At 39.4% G+C, this 23,484-nt stretch carries 17 protein-coding genes; 15 read left to right on the top strand and 2 right to left on the bottom strand.

The window, feature by feature from the left end; all coding sequences use genetic code 11:
• Position 1 precedes the first annotated feature (1 nt).
• The 3 genes from LG330_RS18255 (at position 2) to LG330_RS18245 (ending at position 5,702) form a co-directional block, all read left to right on the top strand.
• Positions 2–1,234, top strand: coding sequence for a restriction endonuclease subunit S (locus LG330_RS18255; protein ID WP_404406429.1), 1,233 nt, complete (start codon positions 2–4; stop codon positions 1,232–1,234).
• Positions 1,235–1,551: 317 nt separating this feature from the next.
• A complete protein-coding gene (locus LG330_RS18250) occupies positions 1,552–1,695 on the top strand; it encodes a hypothetical protein (RefSeq protein WP_404406427.1) in 144 nt (47 codons plus the stop codon).
• Positions 1,696–1,838: 143 nt separating this feature from the next.
• Positions 1,839–5,702 carry a P-loop NTPase fold protein gene (locus LG330_RS18245; RefSeq protein ID WP_404406425.1) on the top strand — a complete coding sequence of 1,288 codons (3,864 nt, stop codon included), beginning with the start codon at positions 1,839–1,841 and terminating at the stop codon, positions 5,700–5,702.
• Between the two features lie 196 nt (positions 5,703–5,898).
• On the opposite strand, the gene LG330_RS18240 is transcribed toward LG330_RS18245, so the two are convergent.
• Positions 5,899–6,069, bottom strand: coding sequence for a BsuBI/PstI family type II restriction endonuclease (locus LG330_RS18240; protein ID WP_404406423.1), 171 nt, complete (start codon positions 6,067–6,069; stop codon positions 5,899–5,901).
• Between the two features lie 234 nt (positions 6,070–6,303).
• Here LG330_RS18240 and LG330_RS18235 point away from each other — a divergent pair, with 234 nt between their 5' ends.
• From LG330_RS18235 to LG330_RS18190, 10 genes are all read left to right on the top strand, one after another.
• On the top strand, positions 6,304–7,542 hold the full coding sequence (locus LG330_RS18235; protein ID WP_404406421.1) for an ABC transporter substrate-binding protein: 1,239 nt from the start codon (positions 6,304–6,306) through the stop codon (positions 7,540–7,542).
• A complete protein-coding gene (locus LG330_RS18230) occupies positions 7,539–9,296 on the top strand; it encodes a sensor histidine kinase (RefSeq protein ID WP_404406419.1) in 1,758 nt (585 codons plus the stop codon). Before LG330_RS18235 ends, LG330_RS18230 begins: the two co-directional genes overlap by 4 nt.
• Positions 9,271–10,398 (top strand): response regulator, encoded by a 1,128-nt coding sequence (locus tag LG330_RS18225; RefSeq protein WP_404406417.1) that lies wholly within the window; start codon positions 9,271–9,273, stop codon positions 10,396–10,398. Before LG330_RS18230 ends, LG330_RS18225 begins: the two co-directional genes overlap by 26 nt.
• Before the next feature lie 142 nt (positions 10,399–10,540).
• On the top strand, positions 10,541–11,800 hold the full coding sequence (locus tag LG330_RS18220; protein WP_404406415.1) for an ABC transporter substrate-binding protein: 1,260 nt from the start codon (positions 10,541–10,543) through the stop codon (positions 11,798–11,800).
• A 75-nt stretch (positions 11,801–11,875) separates the two neighbouring features.
• The gene (locus LG330_RS18215) at positions 11,876–12,793 is read left to right on the top strand and encodes a carbohydrate ABC transporter permease (protein WP_404406413.1); all 918 of its coding nucleotides are present in this window, start codon (positions 11,876–11,878) and stop codon (positions 12,791–12,793) included.
• A 12-nt stretch (positions 12,794–12,805) separates the two neighbouring features.
• Positions 12,806–13,651 (top strand): carbohydrate ABC transporter permease, encoded by an 846-nt coding sequence (locus LG330_RS18210; protein WP_404406411.1) that lies wholly within the window; start codon positions 12,806–12,808, stop codon positions 13,649–13,651.
• Between the two features lie 12 nt (positions 13,652–13,663).
• Positions 13,664–15,037 carry a glycoside hydrolase family 32 protein gene (locus LG330_RS18205; RefSeq protein ID WP_404406409.1) on the top strand — a complete coding sequence of 458 codons (1,374 nt, stop codon included), beginning with the start codon at positions 13,664–13,666 and terminating at the stop codon, positions 15,035–15,037.
• 21 nt (positions 15,038–15,058) lie between these two features.
• Entirely contained in the window at positions 15,059–15,643 is a 585-nt protein-coding gene (locus LG330_RS18200; protein WP_404406407.1) for a YesL family protein, read from the top strand.
• A 309-nt stretch (positions 15,644–15,952) separates the two neighbouring features.
• On the top strand, positions 15,953–18,058 hold the full coding sequence (locus LG330_RS18195) for an AAA family ATPase (RefSeq protein ID WP_404406405.1): 2,106 nt from the start codon (positions 15,953–15,955) through the stop codon (positions 18,056–18,058).
• Positions 18,045–19,091 carry a 5-methylcytosine restriction system specificity protein McrC gene (locus LG330_RS18190; protein ID WP_404406403.1) on the top strand — a complete coding sequence of 349 codons (1,047 nt, stop codon included), beginning with the start codon at positions 18,045–18,047 and terminating at the stop codon, positions 19,089–19,091. Before LG330_RS18195 ends, LG330_RS18190 begins: the two co-directional genes overlap by 14 nt.
• A gap of 556 nt (positions 19,092–19,647) precedes the next feature.
• Here the strand turns inward: LG330_RS18190 and LG330_RS18185 are convergent.
• Positions 19,648–20,799 (bottom strand): IS4 family transposase, encoded by a 1,152-nt coding sequence (locus tag LG330_RS18185; protein WP_404405124.1) that lies wholly within the window; start codon positions 20,797–20,799, stop codon positions 19,648–19,650.
• Positions 20,800–20,989: 190 nt separating this feature from the next.
• On the opposite strand from LG330_RS18185, the gene LG330_RS18180 reads away from it, so the two are divergent.
• On the top strand, positions 20,990–21,712 hold the full coding sequence (locus tag LG330_RS18180) for a VCBS repeat-containing protein (RefSeq protein WP_404406401.1): 723 nt from the start codon (positions 20,990–20,992) through the stop codon (positions 21,710–21,712).
• Positions 21,713–22,556: 844 nt separating this feature from the next.
• Positions 22,557–23,399: a carcinine hydrolase/isopenicillin-N N-acyltransferase family protein gene (locus tag LG330_RS18175; protein ID WP_404406399.1), complete on the top strand. Its 843-nt coding sequence runs from the start codon at positions 22,557–22,559 to the stop codon at positions 23,397–23,399.
• The last annotated feature ends 85 nt before the right edge of the window (positions 23,400–23,484 follow it).

Raw genomic sequence — 23,484 nt, 5'->3', positions numbered from 1 at the left:
GATGAATGCACCTAAGTTGAGATTTAAAGATCACAGAGCTAAATGGAATGAAATTATTTTGAATGATTTTTTCTATTTTATTGATGGAGATAGAGGTAAAAATTACCCTAATGAAAATGATTTTCTACCAGAAGGATATTGTTTATTCCTAAATGCACACAACATATCTGATACTGGGTTGACGTTTAAAAATACCAATTGGCTTACTAAAGAAAAACACGCATCTTTGAGAAAAGGAACTGCTGAATATAGAGACCTGATTCTAACTACACGTGGATCAAAATTAGGGAAACTTGCAGTATATGATGAAACCATCCCATACAATGTAGTTCGTATTAATTCAGCAATGTTGCTCATACGACAAAAGCAGGCTATTGACCTTGAATATACACTATATTTATTTAAAGATGCTATCTTACCTAAATTTATTAATCAACATATAGTAGGTAGTGCACAACCACACCTAACCGTTAAAGACTTAAAAGCTTATTCAACCTATATTCCTGAAGATGTCATAGAGCAACAAAAAATAGGCTATTTTTTCAGCTTATTAAATTCGAAAATCCAAAAACAACAAGAGAAAATTGAGAAGTTGGAAGAACTAAAAAAAGGCATGATGCAGAAGATTTTCTCGCAGGAAATTCGGTTTAAGGATGAGGATGGGGAAGAGTTTCCTAAGTGGAATGCTAAAAGGCTTTCTGATACTGGACAAGTAGTGACAGGAAATACCCCATCCAAGTCTATAGATGTATATTGGAGTAATCCTACCATACCTTGGATTACCCCGACTGATATAAATGATAGTAAAGAAATTTTAGATTCGGCATCAAAACTTAGTGACATAGGTTATAAAAAAGCTAGACAATTACCAGCAAATACTTTGTTAGTTACCTGTATTGCTAGCATAGGTAAGAACGCGATATTAAAAGTTGATGGATCATGCAATCAACAAATAAATGGAATTATACCTAATGAAAACCATTATGTGGATTTTTTATATTATTTAATTGAGCATTTTAATTATCGAATTAAGAATGTTGCAGGAAGAACTGCAACTGCCCTTGTTAATAAAACAACATTTGAAAATTTATCTTTTCTTATACCAGCTTATAAAGAACAAAATGTGATTGCTAAATTTTTGTCTAAGCTCGATATAAAAATTGAAAAGGAAAAAGAAAAGCTGCTTGTCTTTGAGAAACAAAAGAAAGGGTTTATGCAACGAATGTTTGTTTGATTAGACTGGTATAATGGTTTAGTGTCTGATCCAATTAAAAGCATAGACGGTTATATGATGATATCAGTAGGATCAGATTTTCCTTAATAAAAATTTAAAATTGTAAGTTATCATCGGCTCGCCTTAAGGCGGGCTTTATGCTTGTTCGTTTCATTGGGCTGGTAGTGAACACCGTATTAGAGTTTTTTCCAAAGGACGATTTTAGAGGGTATTTGTATGTATACTTAAACTCTATTTCTGGGTAAACATTGATGAAAAGGTTCATGTGTGGGCCTGTTTAAGAACAAATTGAAGATTTTCATATTGCTGAAATTGAAGTGCTGTTATTAAAAGATGAATCAATTCGTGAAAGTATAAATAATTTACCTTTAGAAGCTAATGAATTATGGTATGAAGCATATAAATTAGAGCAAAAAGCAATTAAAAAGATTGAAGAAGACGTAATATTTGCTGAAAAGTAACCGGGCCCCAATAAATTGTGGCTTTTTTAATTGTGAAAAACTTTGGTGAAATTGAAATATAAGGCGGAAGTGATAAAATAGTAATGAGGCTAAATATATACAAAAATGTATTTTATACTTTAGCGACAAAGGGGTTACTTATATTGAAATTACTAAGAGCGCCAGAAGAGGATAAGAAAAGCTTATATTTAGATGATAGACCAACTGTAAAAGATGAGTTTAGTTATGACCAAATAGCCCACTCATTAAAAGAAGTTATTAAACAACAAGACGATTTCCCTACCCATATAAGTTTAATGGGAGAGTGGGGTTCTGGTAAATCGACGGTCTTAAAATTGCTGACAGACTCTTTAAAAGAAGAAAAAAGAATAGCAATCAAAGAATTTAGCGTTTGGAAGTACTCAGATGACACCACAACTTTGCAACGAAGAATCATTAGACAAGTAAAACAAGAGTTAAAATCAGATACCAAAAAACAGACAGAGAATGATTTTTCCTCGAAAATGGATGACTCGGTTGAGGAAAACAATGTAACGATAAGAGGGAATAACTTTGGTGCTTTATTAATTGCTCCATTCACAGGTGACAAGTTAATTACTGCATTAGTAATCATCTTTATAGCTTTTCAAATGTCAACTTTGCTTATCCAACCTTTTGTTAATTGGCTAACTACAAATGTTCCAATGATGATACTAATTTATATAGCAATTGGTATCTTTAACAAATCTGGTATTACTGTTACAAAAGCCACTAAGACAGCATTACGTCCATTGGTCTATGATGACCAATTTGAGAATGAGTTTAAGTCTACAGTTCGCCAATACACCAAAACAAATAAAATAGATAAATTAGTATTAGTATTTGATGACTTAGATAGATTGCCACCAAATCAGCTATATTCAGCTCTAAATACAATTAAGACTTTTTTAAAAGCTGATAAATGTATTTTTATCGTACCCTGTGATGAAAGAGTTCTCCGTGATGAATTGGAATATGTTTTTGAATCAAGGCAATCGACAGTAGATGTATCAGAATTTCTTAACAAAACTTTTGATGTAACAATGAAAATGCCAATGGTTGAAAAAAACAATATGAGAAGGTACGCTATCAAACTATTAGAGGATAATAACATTGTTTGGTATCGTAATAGCAAGGTGCAAGAACATATTCATTCTATTATAAGTACACTAATACATTCTGAAATTGATACACCACGTAAGGTTAAAAAGAATTTGAATGCTTTTGCAAGCGATTGGTATTTGGCTGAGAAAAGAGATAATTCAAGTGGAAGTGATATACTTACGGCTCACCCTAGAAAAATCGCCATAATGACAGTCATTAAAACTAATTACTTGAAATTTTATGAAATTATTCAGGAGAATCCACTTATTTTTAAAGACATTGAATCTAGTGAGGATTTAGGAGAATACCTAGAAGAGATTATTCGAAATACAGATATTAATCGCAATGATAGAAATTCATATCAAATCAAAGAAACTCATGATGAAAATCAAGAAGAAGATGTCATTGAGAATGGGAAAAGCAAGAGCATTGATATCAGAGAATATGTTTCTCTTTCTTTTTTGAAAAGAGTATTTCCTCAGTTACCAATAGACAGTAGACCTTATCTATATTTTTCGAATAAAACTTTGAATCCAATAACTTCAATTCCTAAACTAAATGAGATGAAGGAAAGTTTATTAAATGCTGATGTTGAAACATTCAATAGTTTATTTGAGGACATAGGTGAAGAAGACAAGTGGATATTGTTTAATAGTGTTCCTACTGAATTATTTGGGGAAATGGACGAAAGAAATGCTTTATCAACTTTAGTTTCAGTGCCTGTCACAGGGACATATACTCAACAAAATATATATTGGGAAGAGAAGTTTCGAGAACACATTGATTACTTGTCAGAACATAGTCAACCAAAAAAAATATACGAGTTTATTAAAGAGATGAAGCCAGATAATTCTACTAAAAAAATCTTAGGAGAATCTTTAACTAAAAATCAACCAACTGAACACATAATTGACTTATGGATAGAACACCCGGATTCTCGTACTGGACTTTATCTTGAAGACTTAAACTCCCAAATTTACACTTACAACTCAGAAGTGGCTGAAACTACAAACAAGGAGTTTACATTACCTAAGTTAATACTTACTCTCGAAGAAAATCACCCTATGACGAAATATTTACATTGGGAGGATATATTAGAAGATGTATTAATCACTATCAATAAGCAAAATGATGAAATTAAAGCAAAGAATAAAGAGTTAGAAGATGATGAAAAAGAGCCTTTGAATCAATATTCTCCAGGATTTAATTTTGTTGACTGGATACAAAACGTTAATCATAAAACGGACACTTATATCAATGCAAAAATTCTGAAAAGATTAGTGTTAAAAATACTTAAAAATCTCAACAAAGCGGACTTTTTGGAGGGTGTCGGTGAATACTGGGAATCAGTGGTTCAGCAATCAGATAACGACAAGGAAATGGCTGAAACAATAAACTTTATTAGAAGATACCCAATATTTACTGAAAAGTATTTTTCAGATGAAGTGTTTAAAATACTCAACTCAAAGTATGCAAGGTACAACCTGAGCGAATTAAATGATGAAGTCAGTGAGAAGATATATGAGTTATTGTCCTATTACGAGGAAAGCGATGAAGAGAAACTATTAAATGCTCTAGAATTAATGAAAGATATATCAATCGTATCTCAGTGGTCAATTGAATCTATTAAACTTACCGAAAGCTCTTTAGATACAAAGTTAATAGAGGTAATTAACCACAATGAAAAAAGAATAGAACTTCGTGATTTATATGAGGTTTTAGAGGAGAAGTTTGATTATAAGAACTCTGAAGTCGTGAATTCAGTCAAATCACTCATCGAACACTCAAGTAGAATTTATGAATATGGTAGGCAAGAAGGACACTTTGAAAAATGGTTTGATATTGAACCAAGCGAAAATGTGTTAGATATACATCAAGATGACTTCGAGAATTTCTTAGTATTAAAAAGTTATGCTACTTCTAACAAAGAGGAATATTCAAGTTTCTTGGAAAATGTCATTACTACGCTGCTTCAAAAATCAGATTTCATAGCAAACAATCATCAAAATGTAAGGAATTTGCAATATAAAACTCAATGGAAAAAACATTTAAACATCAGCTTCGTTCAACTATCAAAATGTGGAAATTTTGTAGACTGGTCTAGTCTGTTGTCTGAATGGAAGGAAGTTGCATTAGAAGGAAAGCCTCAAACAAGTATTTCAGTAATTGACCAATTAAGCTCTAGTACAATTAATCAAACGTTACCTTTAATAGACGACAACTCGCCTATAAAAGATGCAGAAATCAATGATTTAATTGTTAATCACAGTGACTTGACATATTTGTCTCATACAAAAGCTATCGCAAATAGATGGTTGGAGTTTAGCCGAGAGCAAAGGAACACAATTATTGAAGGAATGGAAAAAGAATTTTACCAACAAGTTATTGAACAATTACTTGCAAAGTTTAGAAAGCAACCACATTTAGAGTACATTCAGCAATTGCAAAGTGAGAGTGTTCACGATGATGATAAACAGAAAATGGTAGAAGCAATTGTAACCAACAGCAATAACGAGGATTTAAGTAGCTGGGTGAATAAAATTTATGAATTGAAAGAAGACGAGTTGAACCACTGGGTTTATGCGGCATTCGATATTATTGCCGAGAAGAACTCACATATTAGACAAATTGATTTAGCTCTACTCAGAGACTCATTAATGACAAAAAATAATAAAACGATGGTTACTCTAAAGTTAATCCCGTTGATGTACTCGAAAAAAGATGCTGAAAAAGCAAAGCATTTCATTAGAGAAGTATTAATTAGTTTGGAGGAAGATAAGAGGTTTGCTGAGATAGCTACAAGCGTTAAAAATATGTTTGGGTGGAGAAAATCTAAAAGGCAATTTGGCAAAACTGAAAAAAAGAAATACAATAATGGAGAATGATAATAAAGTTCGATTTTGACATGATTACCATTGAACATAAACAAACATTTATACACAGAACGATGAGCAAAACTGCAAATTAAATTTATAAAATAATAACCTTGGTATCAAAAATAAATTTCAAAGTGATGGTGTTGGTAAGAAAGTTTATTAATATGCGCCTAAGTAGCGAACACTTTTAAAAATTGATTAAGCGTTAGGGTGTATTAGCAACCCACACTTCCGTTTCCCATTCGATATCCTTTAAATATTTCACCATGATTGAACGATCAGGGAATGCTTTAACATATAAAATGTCAAAGTTTGGGTTCTTCTGAAGCAACTCTTCTGATTCGCTATGTAGCTTTCCATCTACAGGTCCAGTCAAAAAAGATTAATCCTGTGTTAAGCACAATTCTCACACAATTAATATGTCTTATATAAAACCAGCAAATATCAATTGTGTGAGAATTTTAATGCAGAGTAAAGTTATCAAAATCACTATTCTTTCCCTCTTAATTGATTCTCCATCTGCAATTCCCAACACAATAAAATCCACCCCCACTTCCAAAATCCAAACCTCACCCCTATAATAAAACCAACAAACTCCCGGGGTGAATCCATGAAAAAACTCATACTACCATTAACCATTCTTATTCTCTCATCCTGCGGTCTACCCGAAGGCGAAGTCAATACACCATCCAACGATCAGGCTGTGCTTGAATTCTATACACCTAAGGTAGAAACCGAACCGCTTTTTGATGAGCTCATTCAGGAGTTTGAGGCGGACAATCCTGGCGTTGATATCCGGCAGGTGGTTGTGCCGGGTGGGATGACGGTGTTGAAGACGCGGATGGCGCGGGGGGATGTGCCTGATTTGTTTGTGACGTATCCGATTGAACAGGATTATGTGATTCGTGCGGAGAAGGGGTATCTGATGGATGTGACGGATGAGGCGTTTGTGTTGCGTGTGGAGCCTTCGATTCAGGAGCGGTATTTAGTAGATGATCGGATGTACGGGGTGGCGTTGACGCAGAATGCGGTTGGTGTGCTGTATAATAAGGGTCATTTTGAGAAGCTGGATCTTTCTGTACCAAAGACTTGGGATGAGTGGCTTGAGACGATGGAGAGGCTGAACGCTTCAGGGCACACGCCGCTCATTATGCCAAATGGTGATGTGGAGCAATCGGGGATTTTTACGATGAACTTTGTAGCGAATGAGTTTTCTGAGGACTACTGGCAGGCTGACGCTTATGAGATTGAAGGGAACGAAGAATGGCAGGAGCTGTCTGAAAAGATTTTGTCTGTGCTGCCTTATGCGCAGGAAACGGCCAGTCAGGACAGTTATACGCAGGCGAGCGGACGGTTTGCGCGTGAGGAAGGATCGATGTATGTGATGGGGACGTGGGCGCTGCCGCTCATTGAAAGTATCAACCCTTCGTTTGATTACGGAATCTTTCCTTTTCCAGCAGATGAGCAAGAAGAGCATCCGGTGTTAGGCGGTGTGGATATCGGGATTGCGATTTCTTCTTCCACTGCACATCCTGAAGTCGCTAAAGCGTTTCTTTCCTTTTTAACCGAAGAGGAACAGGCTTCACGTATTTCGAATTTTGAAGGTTCGATTAGTACGATTCAGGGGGTTGAGCTGAGTCATCCCGCAACTTCTGAGTTGCAAGAGCAGATTCAGGCGGGAAAGGCTGTGAACTGGCCGAATCATTACTGGAACGGCGGGACGGCTGCTGAGACGGATTACCGTGCGCGTACGTTTCAGTTTTTAGCGGATCAGGATATTGATGGGTATTTAGAGGATCTTGAACAGATGTTTGAGCGGTATCAGCGTGAGGCGGGTGAACAGCCATGAGCTTCCGGAGTAAAATGCTGCTTGCGTTTTTAGGATTTGTGCTTTTGCCGATTGCCATGCTTGGTGGCGTATCCTATTACTTTTCATCCTCTGCGCTACAGTCAAATATCAGTGATCAGACGGTACAGACGCTGAGGGCGGTTGATAGAAATCTGATGAAAGCGGTTTCTGAAGTAAACACCTTTTCAGACTTTATTATTTCATCCTCAGAGGTTCAGTCATTTATTGAAACGAATGAATCAGCGTCACTGGTTGATCTGTATGAGGACGAGCAGTCGATTGCGGGGCTGATGTATGGAAACGCCCAGGTGGATGACTTTGTCGTCTACAGCAGTGACGGCGATGTGCTGAACTTAAGAGAGGCGGCAGTGCCATCTTACGCTGCATTCAGCCGCTCTGCTTTTAGAGAAGAGATGGCAGCAAGCCAAGGGCGGCCTGTCTGGATGACACCTGCCATGAACCGCGGCTGGTCGACTGGCGTAGAGCCTTTGCTGACGCAGGGGCGGGTTATCAAGGATGTCAATACGCTTGAGGATCTGGGCTACTTTGTCATTAACATTAAAATCCGCCTTTTTGATGAGCTGTTCCAGCAGTTCGTCCGGAATCCGTCTGAAGAGTATATCATCAATCAACGTGGCGATATTTTATATGCGCTGGACCATGACCGGATTGGGGAGAGGCTCGATCTTGCTGAACTTGGATCACTTGAACAGAATACGACCGGTTATTTTCTGAGTGAGTGGAATGAGGAGCGGAGCCTGATTACATATATCCCTTCAGCTTTTACGACGCTGAATAATGATTCGCTTATGATGGTTTCTATCCAGCCGTGGAGTGTGCTTGCGGGGGAAGTTATCTGGATCAGGAATGCCACAATCGGCCTGCTTCTCGGAGCCATTCTACTGGCGCTTTTATTCAACTGGCTATACCTTGGCCGCGTGTCCCGCTTTATCCATGAATCACTGAGCAGTATGAAAAAGGTAGAGCAGGGGTCGCTTGATGTGGAGATGAAGACGTTCAGGTTGCCTGAACTAAGCAATATTTCAAACGGCTTTAACAGTATGATCGTAAGAATCCGCAGGCTGATTGATGACGTGAAAGTCGAGCAGGAGTATAAGCGTGAAGCGCAGTTCAGGGTGCTACAGGAGCAGATCAATCCGCACTTTTTATATAACACGCTTGAATCGATTAATGCACTGGCTGCGATGAATGGGCAGCGGGAGATCAGTAAAATGACGATCAACCTTGGCAAGCTGCTCCGGATCAGTATTAATGGGGGCTTTGATGTGCCGGTGAAGGATGAGATCCGCCATGTGATCAGTTACCTGGAGATCCAGAAGATCCGCTATGACCATGCATTTACGTTTGATGTAGAAGTAGAGGAAGCGCTGCAGCAGGAGCCTGTTTTAAAACTGATTTTACAGCCGCTCGTTGAAAATAGTATTAAGTATGCTTTTACACCGGGTAAAGAAGGCAGCATTTCAATCAGAGGCTGGCAGACCGGGGAGCAGGGCTATCTGCTTGTGACAGATGATGGCCGCGGACTGACAGAAGAGGTGCTTAAAACCTGGGCTGAAGCAGAACATGAAGACGGGGGACATGGGCTGAAAAATGTCCATAAACGCTTAGAGCTGTATTACGGAAAGCCTTATGGATTGATGGTGTGCTCAGGTGAAGGTGCCGGGACATCTATCAGAATTACGTTTCCAATCAGGGGAGGTGAGCACCATGATTCACGTAATGATCGCGGATGATGAGCCGCTGATTCTAAAAAATCTTCAGGGGATTATCGACTGGGAGTCGCTTGGCTGTAAGGTGGTCGCGACTGCAGGCAATGGACTGGATGCATTGGAGACTCTGCGCAGTCAGCACATTGATCTTTTACTGACGGATATTTCAATGCCTGGCATGACAGGCGTTGAGGTGCTGAAGGAGATTAATACGTGGGAGGACCGCCCGCTTGCGATTTTACTGAGCGGCTATGATGAATTCACGTATGCGAGAGAGGGACTGAAGTACAGTGCGCTCGATTATTTCCTGAAGCCGATTGATTATGAGGAGCTTGAGACGTGCATTCAGGGTGCGGTGAAGACGATTCATCAGCATCGGAAAGAAGCGTATGACCGCGAGCGCCAGCGGATTTATGATCAGGTGGTAGCAGGAGCGGAGCCGGCTTTTGAGAGTGACTTTTATGCCGCGCTGATGATTCGCCATGGTGAGGAGAAGGTGGATCAGTGGGTGCAGCAGAAGCCGTATCAGCTATACGTCTATGTGCTGGACGCTAACCTGACGCTTGCGCTCATAAAAGGAGCTGAGCGCGAAACAGTTGAACAGTTAACACATCAGCTTGCCTTAGACGGCTCACAGCAATTCAAAGAAACAAGGTGGATCGCTACAGACGCCGAAACCGGACCCGGCGCCGCCAGAAAAGCAGCAGAAGAAGCAAAGCGCTTGCTGAAATATACGTCACTCACTGACGCACCGGTCATTACAGCAGCCCTTGTCACGGACACGTACGCTGCCAAAGAGAATGCATTTGAAGCGATTGATAAGGCAACAGTCCATGTAAAAGCGCATTTTAAAGAGGATTTAAGTATAGAAGAAGTCGCTGAACATGCGGGGATCAGCGTGAGCTATTTCAGCCAGCTGTTCAAGCAGAAGCATCAGATGACCTTCCTTGAATACGTGAGAGCTGAGCGGATTGAGCACGCGTGTATGCTACTCAGAACGTCAACGCTTGAGACGTACCGCATCGCTGAGATCGTCGGCTATACAGACCAACGTTATTTCAGTCAGGTGTTTAGAAAAAAGATGAATATGACGCCGAGTCAATACCGGAAAGCGCATTCCGGCTAAGCAGCTGCCAAAACTGGTGGCTGTTTTTTTGTGTGGAAGAATTTCAACATGGATCAGAGAAATGCCGCATTTTAAAAGCGCTTTCATTTTTCTATGATGAATACATGGAAGCGCTTTAACAAACATGAGGGGGAATGAAGGAATGAAAAAGACATCTGCAGGACTGGCATCTGTATTACTGATCGGCGCACTGGCGGGCTGTGGTTCAAGCGATAGTTCAGGAGGAGACAATGGGGAAGTAAAACTGTCACTCTGGCATCCTGAAGGCGACAGCACTGAAACATATAAGGAAATCATCGAAAACTTCAATGAAGAATACGACGGCGAGATTGAAGCGGAGATCACATTTATCCCGCGCGGTAATAAATACGCTTACGAAGATAAAGTCTCTGCAGGTGCAACGAGCAGCACGCTCCCTGACCTATTGGCACTGGACGGACCGAATGTCGCGAACTATGCAGAGTCAGGTATCATTCAGCCAATTGACGGACTTGTTGAAAATCAGGATGACTTCGTTGACTCGATTATCAGCCAGGGGACTTATAATGACGAGCTTTATACAGTCGGGGCAACTGAGTCGACAGTGGCACTCTTTTATAACGTTGAGATGTTAAAAGAAGCAGGCTTTGAGCCGCCGAAAGCCGGAGAAGAAGCATGGACGTGGGATGAGTTTTATGAGGCAGCAAAGGCACTCACTGATAAGGAAAAAGGCATTTACGGTGCGAACTGGACGCTTGATTACGGTGAGTGGATTATCTACTTCACAGGACCTGCTGTATGGAGTAACGGCGGAAGCTTTATCGCTGAAGACGGCTCGACTGCTGAAGGTTATGTAAATGGACCTGAGACAGTTGAGGCGATTGAATATCTGCAGAAGTTTACTGATGAAGGACTTGTAAATCTTCAGCCGACGCCGACAGAATTTGAAGATGGCAATGCAGCAATGATGCTGATGGGATCATGGGAATGGACAAAGCTTCAGGACTATCCTGAAACAGAATGGGGTATCACCTATTACCCGAAAAGCGCTGACGGTGAGCAGGTATCTCCATCAGGTGACTGGAACTGGGGAATCTCTACAAACACTGAGCATAAAGAAGAAGCAGCAACACTGCTGAACTATATCGTCAATGAAGAGAACGTTGTGAAGGTTGCAGAGGGTGAAAACAAGCCGGCAGCGAGAATGTCGTCATTTGAACAGATGGAAGAGTGGGATCAGGAGCCGCTGAACGTCCTGAAGGATCAGGTACTGAATTCAGCGCATCCGCGTCCAACAACACCTTCATACCCTGTCCTGTCTACTAAATACGGTCAGGCTGTACAGAATATCTTCCTTGGAGGAGATGTGCAGGAGGAGCTTGATAAAGTCGCAAGTGATGTTGAACAGGATCTGAGTCGTTAAGCAATCAATCACGGAAAGCAGCGGTGTCTGAATCTCAGGCTCCGCTGTTCTCCGACTTACAGGTGGTGACTGAAAATGGAATGGCTATTAAATAAAATTCAGGGAGAACAATCCTATCGTGTCACGCTGACCTACAGCCAGCAGAAAAAATGGCTCGGATTTCTCTTCTCCTTACCGGCATTACTCTTACTATTTACCTTTCTGATCCTGCCGGTCGGCCTGGCTTTTGTCTACAGCTTCATGGAATACAACATGCTGAACCCTGCTGCAAAAGAATTCAGCGGGCTCAATAACTACACAAGACTATTACAGGACGCTGCCTTTTATACAGCGCTGAAAAATACGATGTACTTCACAGCAGTCGTCGTGCCACTGCAGTGTGCAGTCGCACTCGGTCTGGCACTATTAATTAACAAAAAGGTCAAAACAGCCGTCATCGGCCGCGTCTTTTTCTTCAGCCCGGTTGTCACATCAATGGTTGTTGTCGCAATCCTCTGGACGTTCCTTTATAACGTGGATAGTGGTCTGATCAACAGCGGACTGAACTTCTTCGGTATTCCGGATCAGCCGTTTCTGTTAAGTGAAAATCAGGCGATGAACTCGATCATCTTTATGTCCGTCTGGCAGGGTGCCGGCTTCCAGATGATGATCTTTTTAGCCGGGTTAAAGGAAGTACCGGAAACGCTGTATGAAGCAGCTGAAATCGACGGTGCGAATGCGTGGCAGAAGTTTTTAAATGTCACACTGCCTTCACTGAAAAACGTGACAGGCTTCGTCCTCATGATCACAACGATTCAGGCGTTCAGGCTGTTCATTCAGCCATATGTTATGACAAATGGGGGACCGAGTGATTCCACCAAAACACTCGTATTCATGCTTTATGAAAATGGATTCCAGTTCCGCGATGTCGGATACTCATCTGCCATTGCAGTCGTATTCTTCCTCGTTGTCGTGACCGTATCACTTATTTTAAAGAAAGTACTTAAACAGTAGGAGGGGCAAAGGATGAGTCGAAAAGCAAAAAAGAAGTTAAAAATGATTACGCTCTCTGTCAGTATTGTCCTTCTTGGGCTGTTATTTATCTCCCCGCTCGTCTGGATGATGGTCGCATCCATCAAGCCTGAAACGCTGATCTTCAGAGATATGGGACTTGAATCACTGATTCCAAGACAGGTCACGCTTGATCATTATGCTACTATTTTATTTTCAGACAGCGTGAACTTTATGAAGTATATGTGGAACAGTTTATTTACAGTTGGGATGATTGTGCTTCTTGGTACTGTGGTAAACGCGCTATGTGCCTACGCACTTGTGAAGCTGAAGTTTCCGGGTGCTGGGCTGGTCCTGACGATTATTATCGCGCTGTATGTAGTGCCATTTGAAAGTGTGCTGATCCCCCTTTATGTCGTCGTTAACAGCTTCGGCTGGATCAATGAGTACCCGGCGCTGATTGTACCGTTTATCGCGCAGGCATTTAGTATCTTCCTCTTCATTCAGTTCTTTAAAGGCATTCCGAATGAGCTTGAGGAAGCCGCACAGATTGATGGCGCGAACCCTTTCCAGGTGTTCTGGAGAATTGTTGTACCGAACTCAAAACCTGTGTTTGCAACAGCTGCAATCCTGGCATTTGTTACACACTGGAGTGACTTTATGTGGCCACTCATCGTCGCAACGGATGATTCAATCCGCACGGTACAGGTAGGGATCCAGTATTTATTTACAGATAACAACATTGAATACGGTCAGATTATGGCCGCACTGACGCTGACAACCATTCCTGTCATTTTAATCTTCATCTTTTTCCAGCGCTATTATGTACAGGGTATTACGTCAAGCGGTGTGAAAGGATAAGGAGGAATGGATATGCAAAACGAACAATATAGACCCAAGTTTCACTTCAGCCCTGAGGAAAATTGGCTGAATGATCCAAACGGCCTGTGCTATCTAGACGGAGAATACCATTTATTTTATCAGCATCACCCCCACAGCAAAGTTTGGGGACCAATGCACTGGGGACACGCAGTCAGCCGTGATCTCCTTCACTGGGAACACCTGCCGATCGCACTCTTTCCCGATGACAACGGTCAGATATTCTCGGGCAGTATGGTTGTAGATGAACATAATACGAGCGGGCTTCAGATTGATGATCAGAAAGTGATGGTTGCGATTTTTACCTATCACTCTGACAAGCAAGAAACGCAGGGAATCGCGTATTCAAGAGATCAGGGACGGACGTGGGAAAAGTACGCTAAACCTGTGCTTGATAACCCTGGACTGAAGGATTTCCGTGATCCAAAGGTATTCTGGCATCAAGATCACTGGATTATGTCACTTGCCTGCGGCGACCATATCCGCTTTTACAAATCGGATAACCTGCTTGATTGGAGCTATCTTTCTTCATTTGGAGAGAAGCTTGGCGCTCATGGTGGCGTATGGGAATGTCCGGATCTGATTCCCTTTGATGATAAATGGGTGCTGATCGTGAGCATTAACCCTGGCGGACCAAACGGCGGTTCAGCGATTCAGTATTTTACCGGTGACTTTGACGGAGAAGTCTTCCGCTGTGACCATGAAGGTGAAACGAAATGGGCTGATTATGGCCGCGACTTTTACGCAGCGGTGACGTGGAGTGGACTGGATAAACCGTTCTGGATCGGCTGGATGAATAACTGGCAGTACGCCAACGAAGTGCCGACTGATCCATTCCGCGGGACAATGTCGATTCCGCGCAGGCTCTCACTTGAAAACGGTATGCTGGTGCAGCAGCCGGTTGAGGTGGATTCTCTGGTTGAAGAGTCAGTACAGCAGTCGAGGGTACTGGCTGAGCAGGAATCCTTTACTGAAGAAGTGCCAAGACAGGTTCAGGTGAAAATGGCTGTGAGCAGTGAAGACGCACATTTTTCATGTGTGTTAAAGAGTGATAATGGAGAGCTCGTGATTCAATTTTCGCCGGAGCGTGTTGTGGTCGATAGAAGAAATGCAGGGGATATTGGTTTCTCAGACAAGTTTCCGAGTGTCGACGCGATGCCATGTTCATCCATTGAACAGCTGCAGCTCTTAATTGATGACAGCTCAATCGAATTGTTTATCAACGGCGGAAAGTATGTCATGACGGAGCTGTTTTACATGGAAGGCGAATCGTTTGAAATGAAATGGATAAATAAAGGTCTGGAGCAGCTTGAGCTTGAAATGGTCACGGAGCGGATTGGTGCTATGCAGCCATCAGGCGTGAAGTAAAAAGTGAATGGAGGAATCAGGATGTTAGGTATGGAAAGCCGGACAGTTGATGCGATGAGGAAGGGTACGAATATAGTGCTTTTAAATCTGCTGTGGCTGATCGGCTGCATTCCGGTCATCACGATTGGTCCCTCCACAGCTGCGATGTTCAGCGTTATAAGAGATTGGGAGGACGGCGATGATAGTGTCTTCAGAAGCTATCTACGTGCGTTTAAGTCTTCCCTGAAAAATGGCTGGTCCGGAACAGTCTGGCTTGTGGTGATTAGCGTATTTTTAGTGGACCTTCTGTTCTTTTATCAGATCGGCGGCGCACTGAAAATTCCGCTTATCTCTATCACAGGCATAATGTTACTCGTCACATTGCTGGCTGGTACATTCATGTTCCCGCTTCTCGCACATCAGAAGCTGACAGGTGTGAAACTGCTAAAACAGTCGTTTATTTATGCTTTTACACATGCATCGAGTTCAATTGCAGTGCTTTTACTATGGGTGGCTGCAGGTACAGCGGTTTATGTGATGCCTGCACTGCTGCTGGTGATTATTGTGCCGATGAGTATGGCGATATTTAAATTTTATTTGAAGCTCGGGGATCCAGTTCCGCAATAGGCGGGGCGGGTTCGCGGGCTTTTTATTTGATATGAACGAAGTCTGGATCTGTCCCAAGCTCCATTACAATCCAAAAAAATATTAGTCAAAGAGTTATAGTATGCATCAATTAAATGAAGTTCTTAGACTGACAATGAAAAGTAAGCAGCTTTTCTATTCTTCAATCACAATTTCTACCGAGTTACAGACTAAGAAAAGCTAATAAGCTATTTTAAGAAATATATGTGCTAAGAACAAAAATGGAGATAAATGCATTTTTATAGTACAGTGCTATAATTTTTACCAATGAATTACTCTTGGAGGTGCACGATGCAGGATATTTTGAACACTCAAAAAGATGCGTATAAAGTGTGGGTTACAGAAAATTTAGGTGAAAAGACAGGTATGTGGTATACACCATATCTTGAAAAGCTTGGACAACTTTTGGAGAAGTTTGAATTAGAAAGCGGTTATGAAGAGAATTTTTTTAACTATCAATCATATTCAGAGTTTAAAAATGTATATCAAGAAATAACTGAACAAAGTGATGAGGATATTGAGAAGTTGGTAACTGGGGGAGGTACACCACGATACCCTCAACAGTTTGGTACGACAAGAATTCAATTTAGATATAAGTATGCGAAGGATGAATATGAGCGAGGTGTAAGAAGTAAGCCTGATAATATAGGTGGGATACCCGATTGGGGAGTCTTAATGCGATCTTATTTAATCTTTTTATATTACCAGGAGAACCCTACTTTAATTTATCCTAAAAAAGAGAAGAAAATTGCCAGCGATGAAGTTGAGATTGACAAAAGTATCAATTATTGGGTTATTTCACCAGCTGAGTATTCAAGATTATGGTCTCTATTCCACGACAAAAATATGATCGCATTAGGTTGGGACTACTTAGGAGATTTGAAAAACTATGATTCAAAGGAAGATGTTGAACGTAAAATAACTGAACAAAGAGCGGATGGGATACGCCCTGTTAATGACACAAAGGCTGTATGGGATTTCTACCATGAAATCGGAATTGGTGATGTTGTCTATGTAAAAGAAGGAATTAAGAAAGTACTAGCACGTGGAATTGTTACGGGAGATTACTATTTTGATGATGAAGCATCAGAGTTTAAACATAGAAGGCAAATGGACTGGCTTCAGGTTGGAAAGTGGGAGCTCCATCAGATTTTACCTCAAAAGACATTAACATGCCTAAACCCTTATCCGAATTTGATTCAGGAGATCGATCAAGTAATCAATGAGGATTTTATCGACCACAAAGCTGCTGAAGTAAATGAATTCCGAAATTGGTTATCTAATCAGGTTACTGACACAGGAGCTAACTTGACTGAAAAGACAATTAAACAAAAAATAAGTGCGTTAAAGGACATAGAGCATCATTTTGAGGCTTCAATTTTTGGTGAAACAGATATTGAGGAACTAAAACGATTGAAAGATGTCGTTGTATCTAATGAAACATATCAGAAATATAAAGGCGTTGCGGGCAGTTCAATTGACTACTATATTCGCTATGCTGAATCTAAGCCTACTGTTCAGACAAATCCACCATTTACAGTTGAGGATTTTCTTTCAGATGTTTTTATCGAAAAGAAGGAGCTTGTTCGTCTGATATCTTTGCTTGAAAATAAGAAGAATCTTATTTTGAAAGGCGCACCTGGAGTAGGTAAAACATATATTGCTAAACGTTTGGCATATGCAATGATGGAAGAAATAGATGACACGCGTGTCCAAATGGTTCAGTTCCACCAAAGCTATAGTTATGAGGATTTCATTGAGGGCTTCCGTCCAAAAGCTGAGGGAGAAGGATTTGAATTGAAACAAGGTCCGTTTGTGAAGTTTGCCAGAAAAGCTGCACGAGATCCGGAACGATCCTACTTCTTTATTATTGATGAAATTAATCGCGGGAATATGAGTAAGATATTTGGAGAGTTAATGATGCTGATTGAGGCTGATAAGAGAGACGATCAAATCAATCTTCTTTACTCAAATGATAAATTTTCTGTACCTCCGAATCTATACATCATTGGCATGATGAATACGGCAGACAGAAGCCTGGCTTTATTAGACTACGCACTTAGAAGAAGGTTTTCATTTTTTGAAATTAAACCAGCTTTTCAAAATGATACATTTCATTCATACGTAAACGAAATGGATAATCCAGAGGCTTTGACTCGTGTCGTTGATGAAATTAAAAGCTTAAACAATCAAATTACGGAAGAGCTGGGGACAGGTTTTCAAATTGGGCACAGCTACTTTGTTGGTGAAGCTTATAAAGTAGATACTGCAAATCGCCTAGAGGAAGTAATCGAGTATGAAATTATTCCACAGCTATTTGAGTATTGGTTTGATAATGAACAGAAAGCAAACGATTGGGCTGAACGACTAAGAGGTTGTTACGATGGAGAGAAATAGCAATATTCCGATTCGTAATATTTACTATATGCTTTCTTATGCCTATCAAACGCTAAATCTTTCTGAGTACAAACAAATCGGAACAGAAGATTTTAAGAACGTAAAAGAACTTTACGCAGAAATTTTATCGATTGGTATCCCTGTTTTAATTCGTGGAGGATTAAGTAAAGATTATATGAGTGTTGAAGAGACTTCCAATGTAATTAAAGGAAAAATTGATATCAATACGACGATCAAGAAAAATACATTGGTAAATAAAAAAGTTGCAGTCGTTTATGATCAGTTCTCTGAAGATATATTGTTAAATCAAATTATTAAAGGGACGCTCCTTTACCTGGCCCATTCAAATAAAATAAATCATAAAATGCGTAAATCGTTTTACGGTCTGTTGCCTTATTTTACAGAGGTAACAGCTGTAGAGCTAGACTTGAAACTATGGAAGAACGTTCAATATAACCGACAAAATATTCGCTATCAATTCATTGTGGATGTATGCAGATATCTTTATGAGCAATTATTATTTGATGAAAGCTCTGCATCTCAGATAACGAAAGAGTTTCAAGATGAACAAAGATTGTCATCACTATATGAAAAGTTCATTTATGCATTTTTTAAACGTGAATCAGATTATAAAGTATCACGTTCTCAAATTCAGTGGGATGTTGATGATGGTTTCAAAGAAGCATTACCCATTATGCAAACAGACCTTATACTAAAAAAAGATCATAAAACATTGATTGCGGATGCAAAATTTTATTCGGAGAATATGGTGGCAAGGTTTGAAGATGGAGTTGCAAAACAGAAGTCGAGCAATCTTTATCAAATATTTACGTATATAAATAATTGGAAAAAGAGTCCAGTTGAAGAGGTTGCAGGTATATTGATTTATGCGAAAACAACAGCATTAAATCAACCTAACCATGTTTACCAGGTGAAAGGAAAGCAAATTTTTGTGGTATCTCTTGATTTGCAACAGGATTTTAACGATATAAAGAAAAGCCTATTGTCTTATGCTGATCAATTTTTTATGTAGTTTTATAAATTTGCTTAACTAAAAACGAAATTCTTCAATTAATCATTCGAGAGACTTTTCATTATTAAGTTAGTTATTTACGTGAGCTTAATTAATTGATGTATGGTTCGAGATGGCGTTGGATTTTATCTTGAATAATAAATTCTTGAAGCTCGGGATCCACTTCCGCAATAGTCGGAGTGGGTTCTCGGGATTTTTATTTTGTCTGAGCGAAGTCCGGGTCTGTCCCCATACCCGTCAACTTAACGTTAGTTGAGAAGTATCCGTTGAAGAAACGAGTTGGTGGACCCTAGCGTTTATTGACAAATCTTATGTGGAATCTAAAATTAGGCATGAGAAACTAAGCCTCTATCGAGACTTGTTTTTTTCCATATGGGTTCAGACTACTTACAAGTTAAAAACCCTGCACATGATATCCATGGCAGTTTCTTCAGATTTTCTTCTGTCTTTGAGTCCATGTCGCGTGAGTATGCTTATAATTAGTTTGGTATGGTTTGCTTTATCAGGTCTCAAAAACTGTGGAAGATAGTCTCTTAGGAGACTCATCGCTTTATATTCACTGACTTCTTTTCTTTGATGTTTGAAGAGATATAACCTTGCTTGAAATGTCAGTTTTGAAGAAATGACAATCGCAATGAGCGTGCAATAAATGACATTCAAAGCGCTCTTTCTTCATTTTCTTAACGCAATGGATGTTAAAGACTGATTTCCAGGCTCTAAATAGAATTTCAACCTGCCATCTTAAGGCATACAAATCATAGACCTCTTGAGATGAGATTTCCTCATATGGTATATTGGTTAATACAACATTGAAGTTGTCTTTTAGGGGTGTGTCGCTGGTCAGAGCGCCACCCTGTTTTTTTTGTGCTTTTTTCCTTTTCTGCTTTCTTGTTTTTACTTGTTCATCAGATAACCGGTAAATAATCAGGCGTGGCACATACTGTTTTCTATGACTGATATACACATCATGCAGTTCTAATGACTGTTTCTTCTTTAATTCTTTACTCTCCTCAATCAAATCTACCTGTTCATACTCACCATTTATTTTCCGGTGTGCATGCGTTTCTGCCGCAAGCCGTGTGATATAGTAAGCACCTTTTCCTTCAATTTCGTTGATAGAATCTGATGAAAAATAACCTAAATCTCTAATGGTGATATCTCCAGGGAGAAGTGTTTCATTTAGTCTTTCATTAAAATGACGGTCGCTGCTTCTGCCTTCTTTGACGGGCATATGCATAAAAGATCCAGACAATAAATCATATTCTAACTGCACTTTGACCCCTGAAGCGTTGTGCCCTTTATAATCATTTCCGTAATCACTTGGTAAAGCAAACGAGGTAGAATCGACGATTCTAATTCTTTGAAACAGTCCTTCGTTCACTAAGGATGTAGGAATGTTGAGCTGTAAGCAGCGATAAAAAACTTCTTTTAAAAAACTTACTGCTTTATGAGAAAAACGTTGATTTAACCCTTCTTCAGAGATATCCACCTCTTGGTTGGCAAGCAGTTGTCCGCAAAGCCTGCCTAATGACCGTTGAAGAAAAGGTTGGCTTTCACCGAGACAAAGTTGGATAAAGGTGAAAGCATCTATCTTTCTTTCCCGCTGAATAAATTTTGTTGATTTTGCGATTTGATCTACTTGTTGTTTTGATAGTAATTTTTCAATTTCTTCAGTTAACAAATCAAATTCTTCTACTGTAGAACCCATTAAAAAAATCCTTCCTTTTAAAAAATGTAAAGGAAGGATAGTAAAAATATAGAAGAATGTAAAGTGAAATTCTTAACTTGACGGGTATGGGGTCTGTCCCTTCCTTCATTCTGAGTAATGGAGCCGTAGCATACACTTATATTAGAACACAGGAAAATCATGATAACAGTGTTATGCAAAGGAGCATGTTATGTATCATTATTACGCTGGAACGAATATGAATCCTCCGAATGTAGTTTCGTTTGCACGTGGAGATGTAACTGGGGACAGAGTACCTGATTATGTCTATTTAACCGGCATCATGACTCCGGATAGTCCATTTATTCAAAATATCACTTTGCTCATTCAGGATGGAAGATCTGGCGGGTTAACAAGTGTTCCGCTTCCTGAAAATGCAGGCTACAACCCTACTTTATTCTTGGGGGATTTTACCGGGAATGGAGTAGATGATATTTTAATCAGTATTAATACAGGTGGTAGTGGTGGAATTATGTACCATTATATTTATTCCTTTGTAAATAATACAGCACAATTATTATTTGATTTTCATGTATATAATGAGCAGTATCAATATGAGGTACATTATCAGGATGATTACAAAGTGGAAGTAGTTAGCTTGATCAATAATCTAAAGTACATGATAGATATCTCAACAAGAGGCAGCGAATATTTAAATGAAATATACGATGAAAATGGCAGACTGAAGAGTCCTATTACTGGATTTGTAAATCCTCTTAGTGGGTTATATCCTGTAGATTTTGATTCAAATAAACGGTATGAGCTATTGGCCTATCAGAAAATTGCCGGGAGATATAATGCTGATTCTTTAGGGTATGTGTTGAATACTTTAGGGTGGATGGATAATCGGTTTGTTTTGCAGGATCAGTATGTTGCTATTTTTGGATTGCATTGATTCTTGCTTAAGAAAGATCATGCTTTTCGGTTACGTTTGTTTTCTTTAGATACCGAGTATTTTCGACATTTTATGTATAAGTTAATTACATGTAAATAATAATGGTGACTAATATGAAAACGATTCAAATTTTTCTGATTTTATAACTATTATCCTTTTTTTCCTTGTACATCTCGATGAAGAAAGTGCACGTCACTAACGTCCTGGGCTGCCGGATCAATGGATTCGGCCGATTACAAATGGTTATCACCGGACAGAAAGCCTGCGAAATAGTGCTTGATCAAATTGGTGAAATTTATGGATTTTAGTCTGCTTGAACGACATGGGCTGAAAGAGAAAGCGAAAGTACTGATCAAAACTGAAGCTACGATTGAATCTGAAAAAAATATTGTTGCAAATGTCAGAAAAATTAATTGAGGCAAATAATAAAAAATAGCATTCCCAAGTTAAATTGAAACCCGAGTAGTGATAGCTGTTCGGGGGTTTATAGAAGGAATAAGACAAAATTATAAATTGATTTGTGTGGTTCTGGGCTTTTCTGCCTAGAGCTTTTTTCTTGAGGTTTAATTCATTTATATGTGTACAGCAATGAACACTTATAAGCCAGCATAGATTTACAAATTTACAAATTTACAAATTTAGAAATTTTATAATATTTTTTATTAACTGAATTTTTTTAATATTGTATTGCATTGCAATATTCCGTGGTATATAATCACGATTAATAAAGTAATATATTCAAAAATAATTAACAAATAAAGTGTTTACTTCATTTCGAGTGTTTATTTCTTTAACAATAATTCCAAAGTATCGGGACGAATATGAAGAGTGGTGGTGATTATACATGTGTACAATACTGGGTGTATACGCAGAAACCCATTATTGGCTGGGATCCAATAGCGACAATCCGTGGGATACTCGAACTAAAATTTGTGTGAATGATGAATATAAATACAAATTCATAGGCACAAAACTGAAATGTCCTAATGATGATTTGCCATGGGCAAACATGATGACTAGGGGAGTCAATGAAGCAGGAATCGCTTTTACTTTCGCATTTGTACAACGTGATTTGAGTATACCTCTGAAAGATGGCATCGGGTTCAAAGAGTTTGGAAAGACAATTCTGGGTCAATTTTCCTCACTTTCAGAGATTGAGTATTTTTTGAAAAACCAGGATGTAAATATTAGTGGAAACTTTATATTTGCTGACGATAAGGGATCATTATTATTCGGTGAAATCCTTCCTTATGAATCGAAATTAACTTGGAAGTCAAGCGAGACAGTATTGCGGACGAACCATTTTTTGGAGTTGCAGACTCCTAATAGCCAGGAGCTACACCCAAGCTCCACACAGCGTTATCAGTCTATGGTGACAGCCATGAAGAAACATACGCAGTCGGATAATACTAGCATTTATTTAAGGCATTTACTGCAAAACCATGAATCAGCTGAGTTGGATCAAGAGTTTGGAAGCTCAAATTGTAGCCATGGCCAGAACAGTGGAACGATCAGTTCAGAAATTATTGACCCGGAAAATAGAACAATATGGTATTGCTACGGCTCGCCATGTCATGACACGGAGAAAGTTCAAAGCTGGGATACATATATTCCATTCAAACTATCTGACTATTCATCTGGGGACATTACAGATTTTGAGGGAGAGATTGTGAAGCAAATATTATAATAAATCCTTAAATGTTCTGAAATGAAGTTAATCAAATATCGAAAATAGATGCCAGGATTAAATTATTTTAAATACTAAAGAAGGG

Origin of the sequence: Jeotgalibacillus malaysiensis (assembly GCF_044789845.1) — a bacterium.
GTDB classification, from domain to species: Bacteria; Bacillota; Bacilli; order Bacillales; family Jeotgalibacillaceae; genus Jeotgalibacillus; species Jeotgalibacillus malaysiensis_A.
This window is presented reverse-complemented; position numbering and strand designations above follow the sequence as displayed.

Coding starts and splice junctions, on each gene's coding strand:
- LG330_RS18185 (WP_404405124.1), bottom strand. CDS start 20,799: ATGGGTTCTACAGTAGAAGAATTTGATTTGTTAACTGAAGAAATTGAA.
- LG330_RS18195 (WP_404406405.1), top strand. CDS start 15,953: ATGCAGGATATTTTGAACACTCAAAAAGATGCGTATAAAGTGTGGGTT.
- LG330_RS18190 (WP_404406403.1), top strand. CDS start 18,045: ATGGAGAGAAATAGCAATATTCCGATTCGTAATATTTACTATATGCTT.
- LG330_RS18225 (WP_404406417.1), top strand. CDS start 9,271: ATGATTCACGTAATGATCGCGGATGATGAGCCGCTGATTCTAAAAAAT.
- LG330_RS18215 (WP_404406413.1), top strand. CDS start 11,876: ATGGAATGGCTATTAAATAAAATTCAGGGAGAACAATCCTATCGTGTC.
- LG330_RS18180 (WP_404406401.1), top strand. CDS start 20,990: ATGTATCATTATTACGCTGGAACGAATATGAATCCTCCGAATGTAGTT.
- LG330_RS18210 (WP_404406411.1), top strand. CDS start 12,806: ATGAGTCGAAAAGCAAAAAAGAAGTTAAAAATGATTACGCTCTCTGTC.
- LG330_RS18175 (WP_404406399.1), top strand. CDS start 22,557: ATGTGTACAATACTGGGTGTATACGCAGAAACCCATTATTGGCTGGGA.
- LG330_RS18220 (WP_404406415.1), top strand. CDS start 10,541: ATGAAAAAGACATCTGCAGGACTGGCATCTGTATTACTGATCGGCGCA.
- LG330_RS18235 (WP_404406421.1), top strand. CDS start 6,304: ATGAAAAAACTCATACTACCATTAACCATTCTTATTCTCTCATCCTGC.
- LG330_RS18230 (WP_404406419.1), top strand. CDS start 7,539: ATGAGCTTCCGGAGTAAAATGCTGCTTGCGTTTTTAGGATTTGTGCTT.
- LG330_RS18200 (WP_404406407.1), top strand. CDS start 15,059: ATGTTAGGTATGGAAAGCCGGACAGTTGATGCGATGAGGAAGGGTACG.
- LG330_RS18255 (WP_404406429.1), top strand. CDS start 2: ATGAATGCACCTAAGTTGAGATTTAAAGATCACAGAGCTAAATGGAAT.
- LG330_RS18205 (WP_404406409.1), top strand. CDS start 13,664: ATGCAAAACGAACAATATAGACCCAAGTTTCACTTCAGCCCTGAGGAA.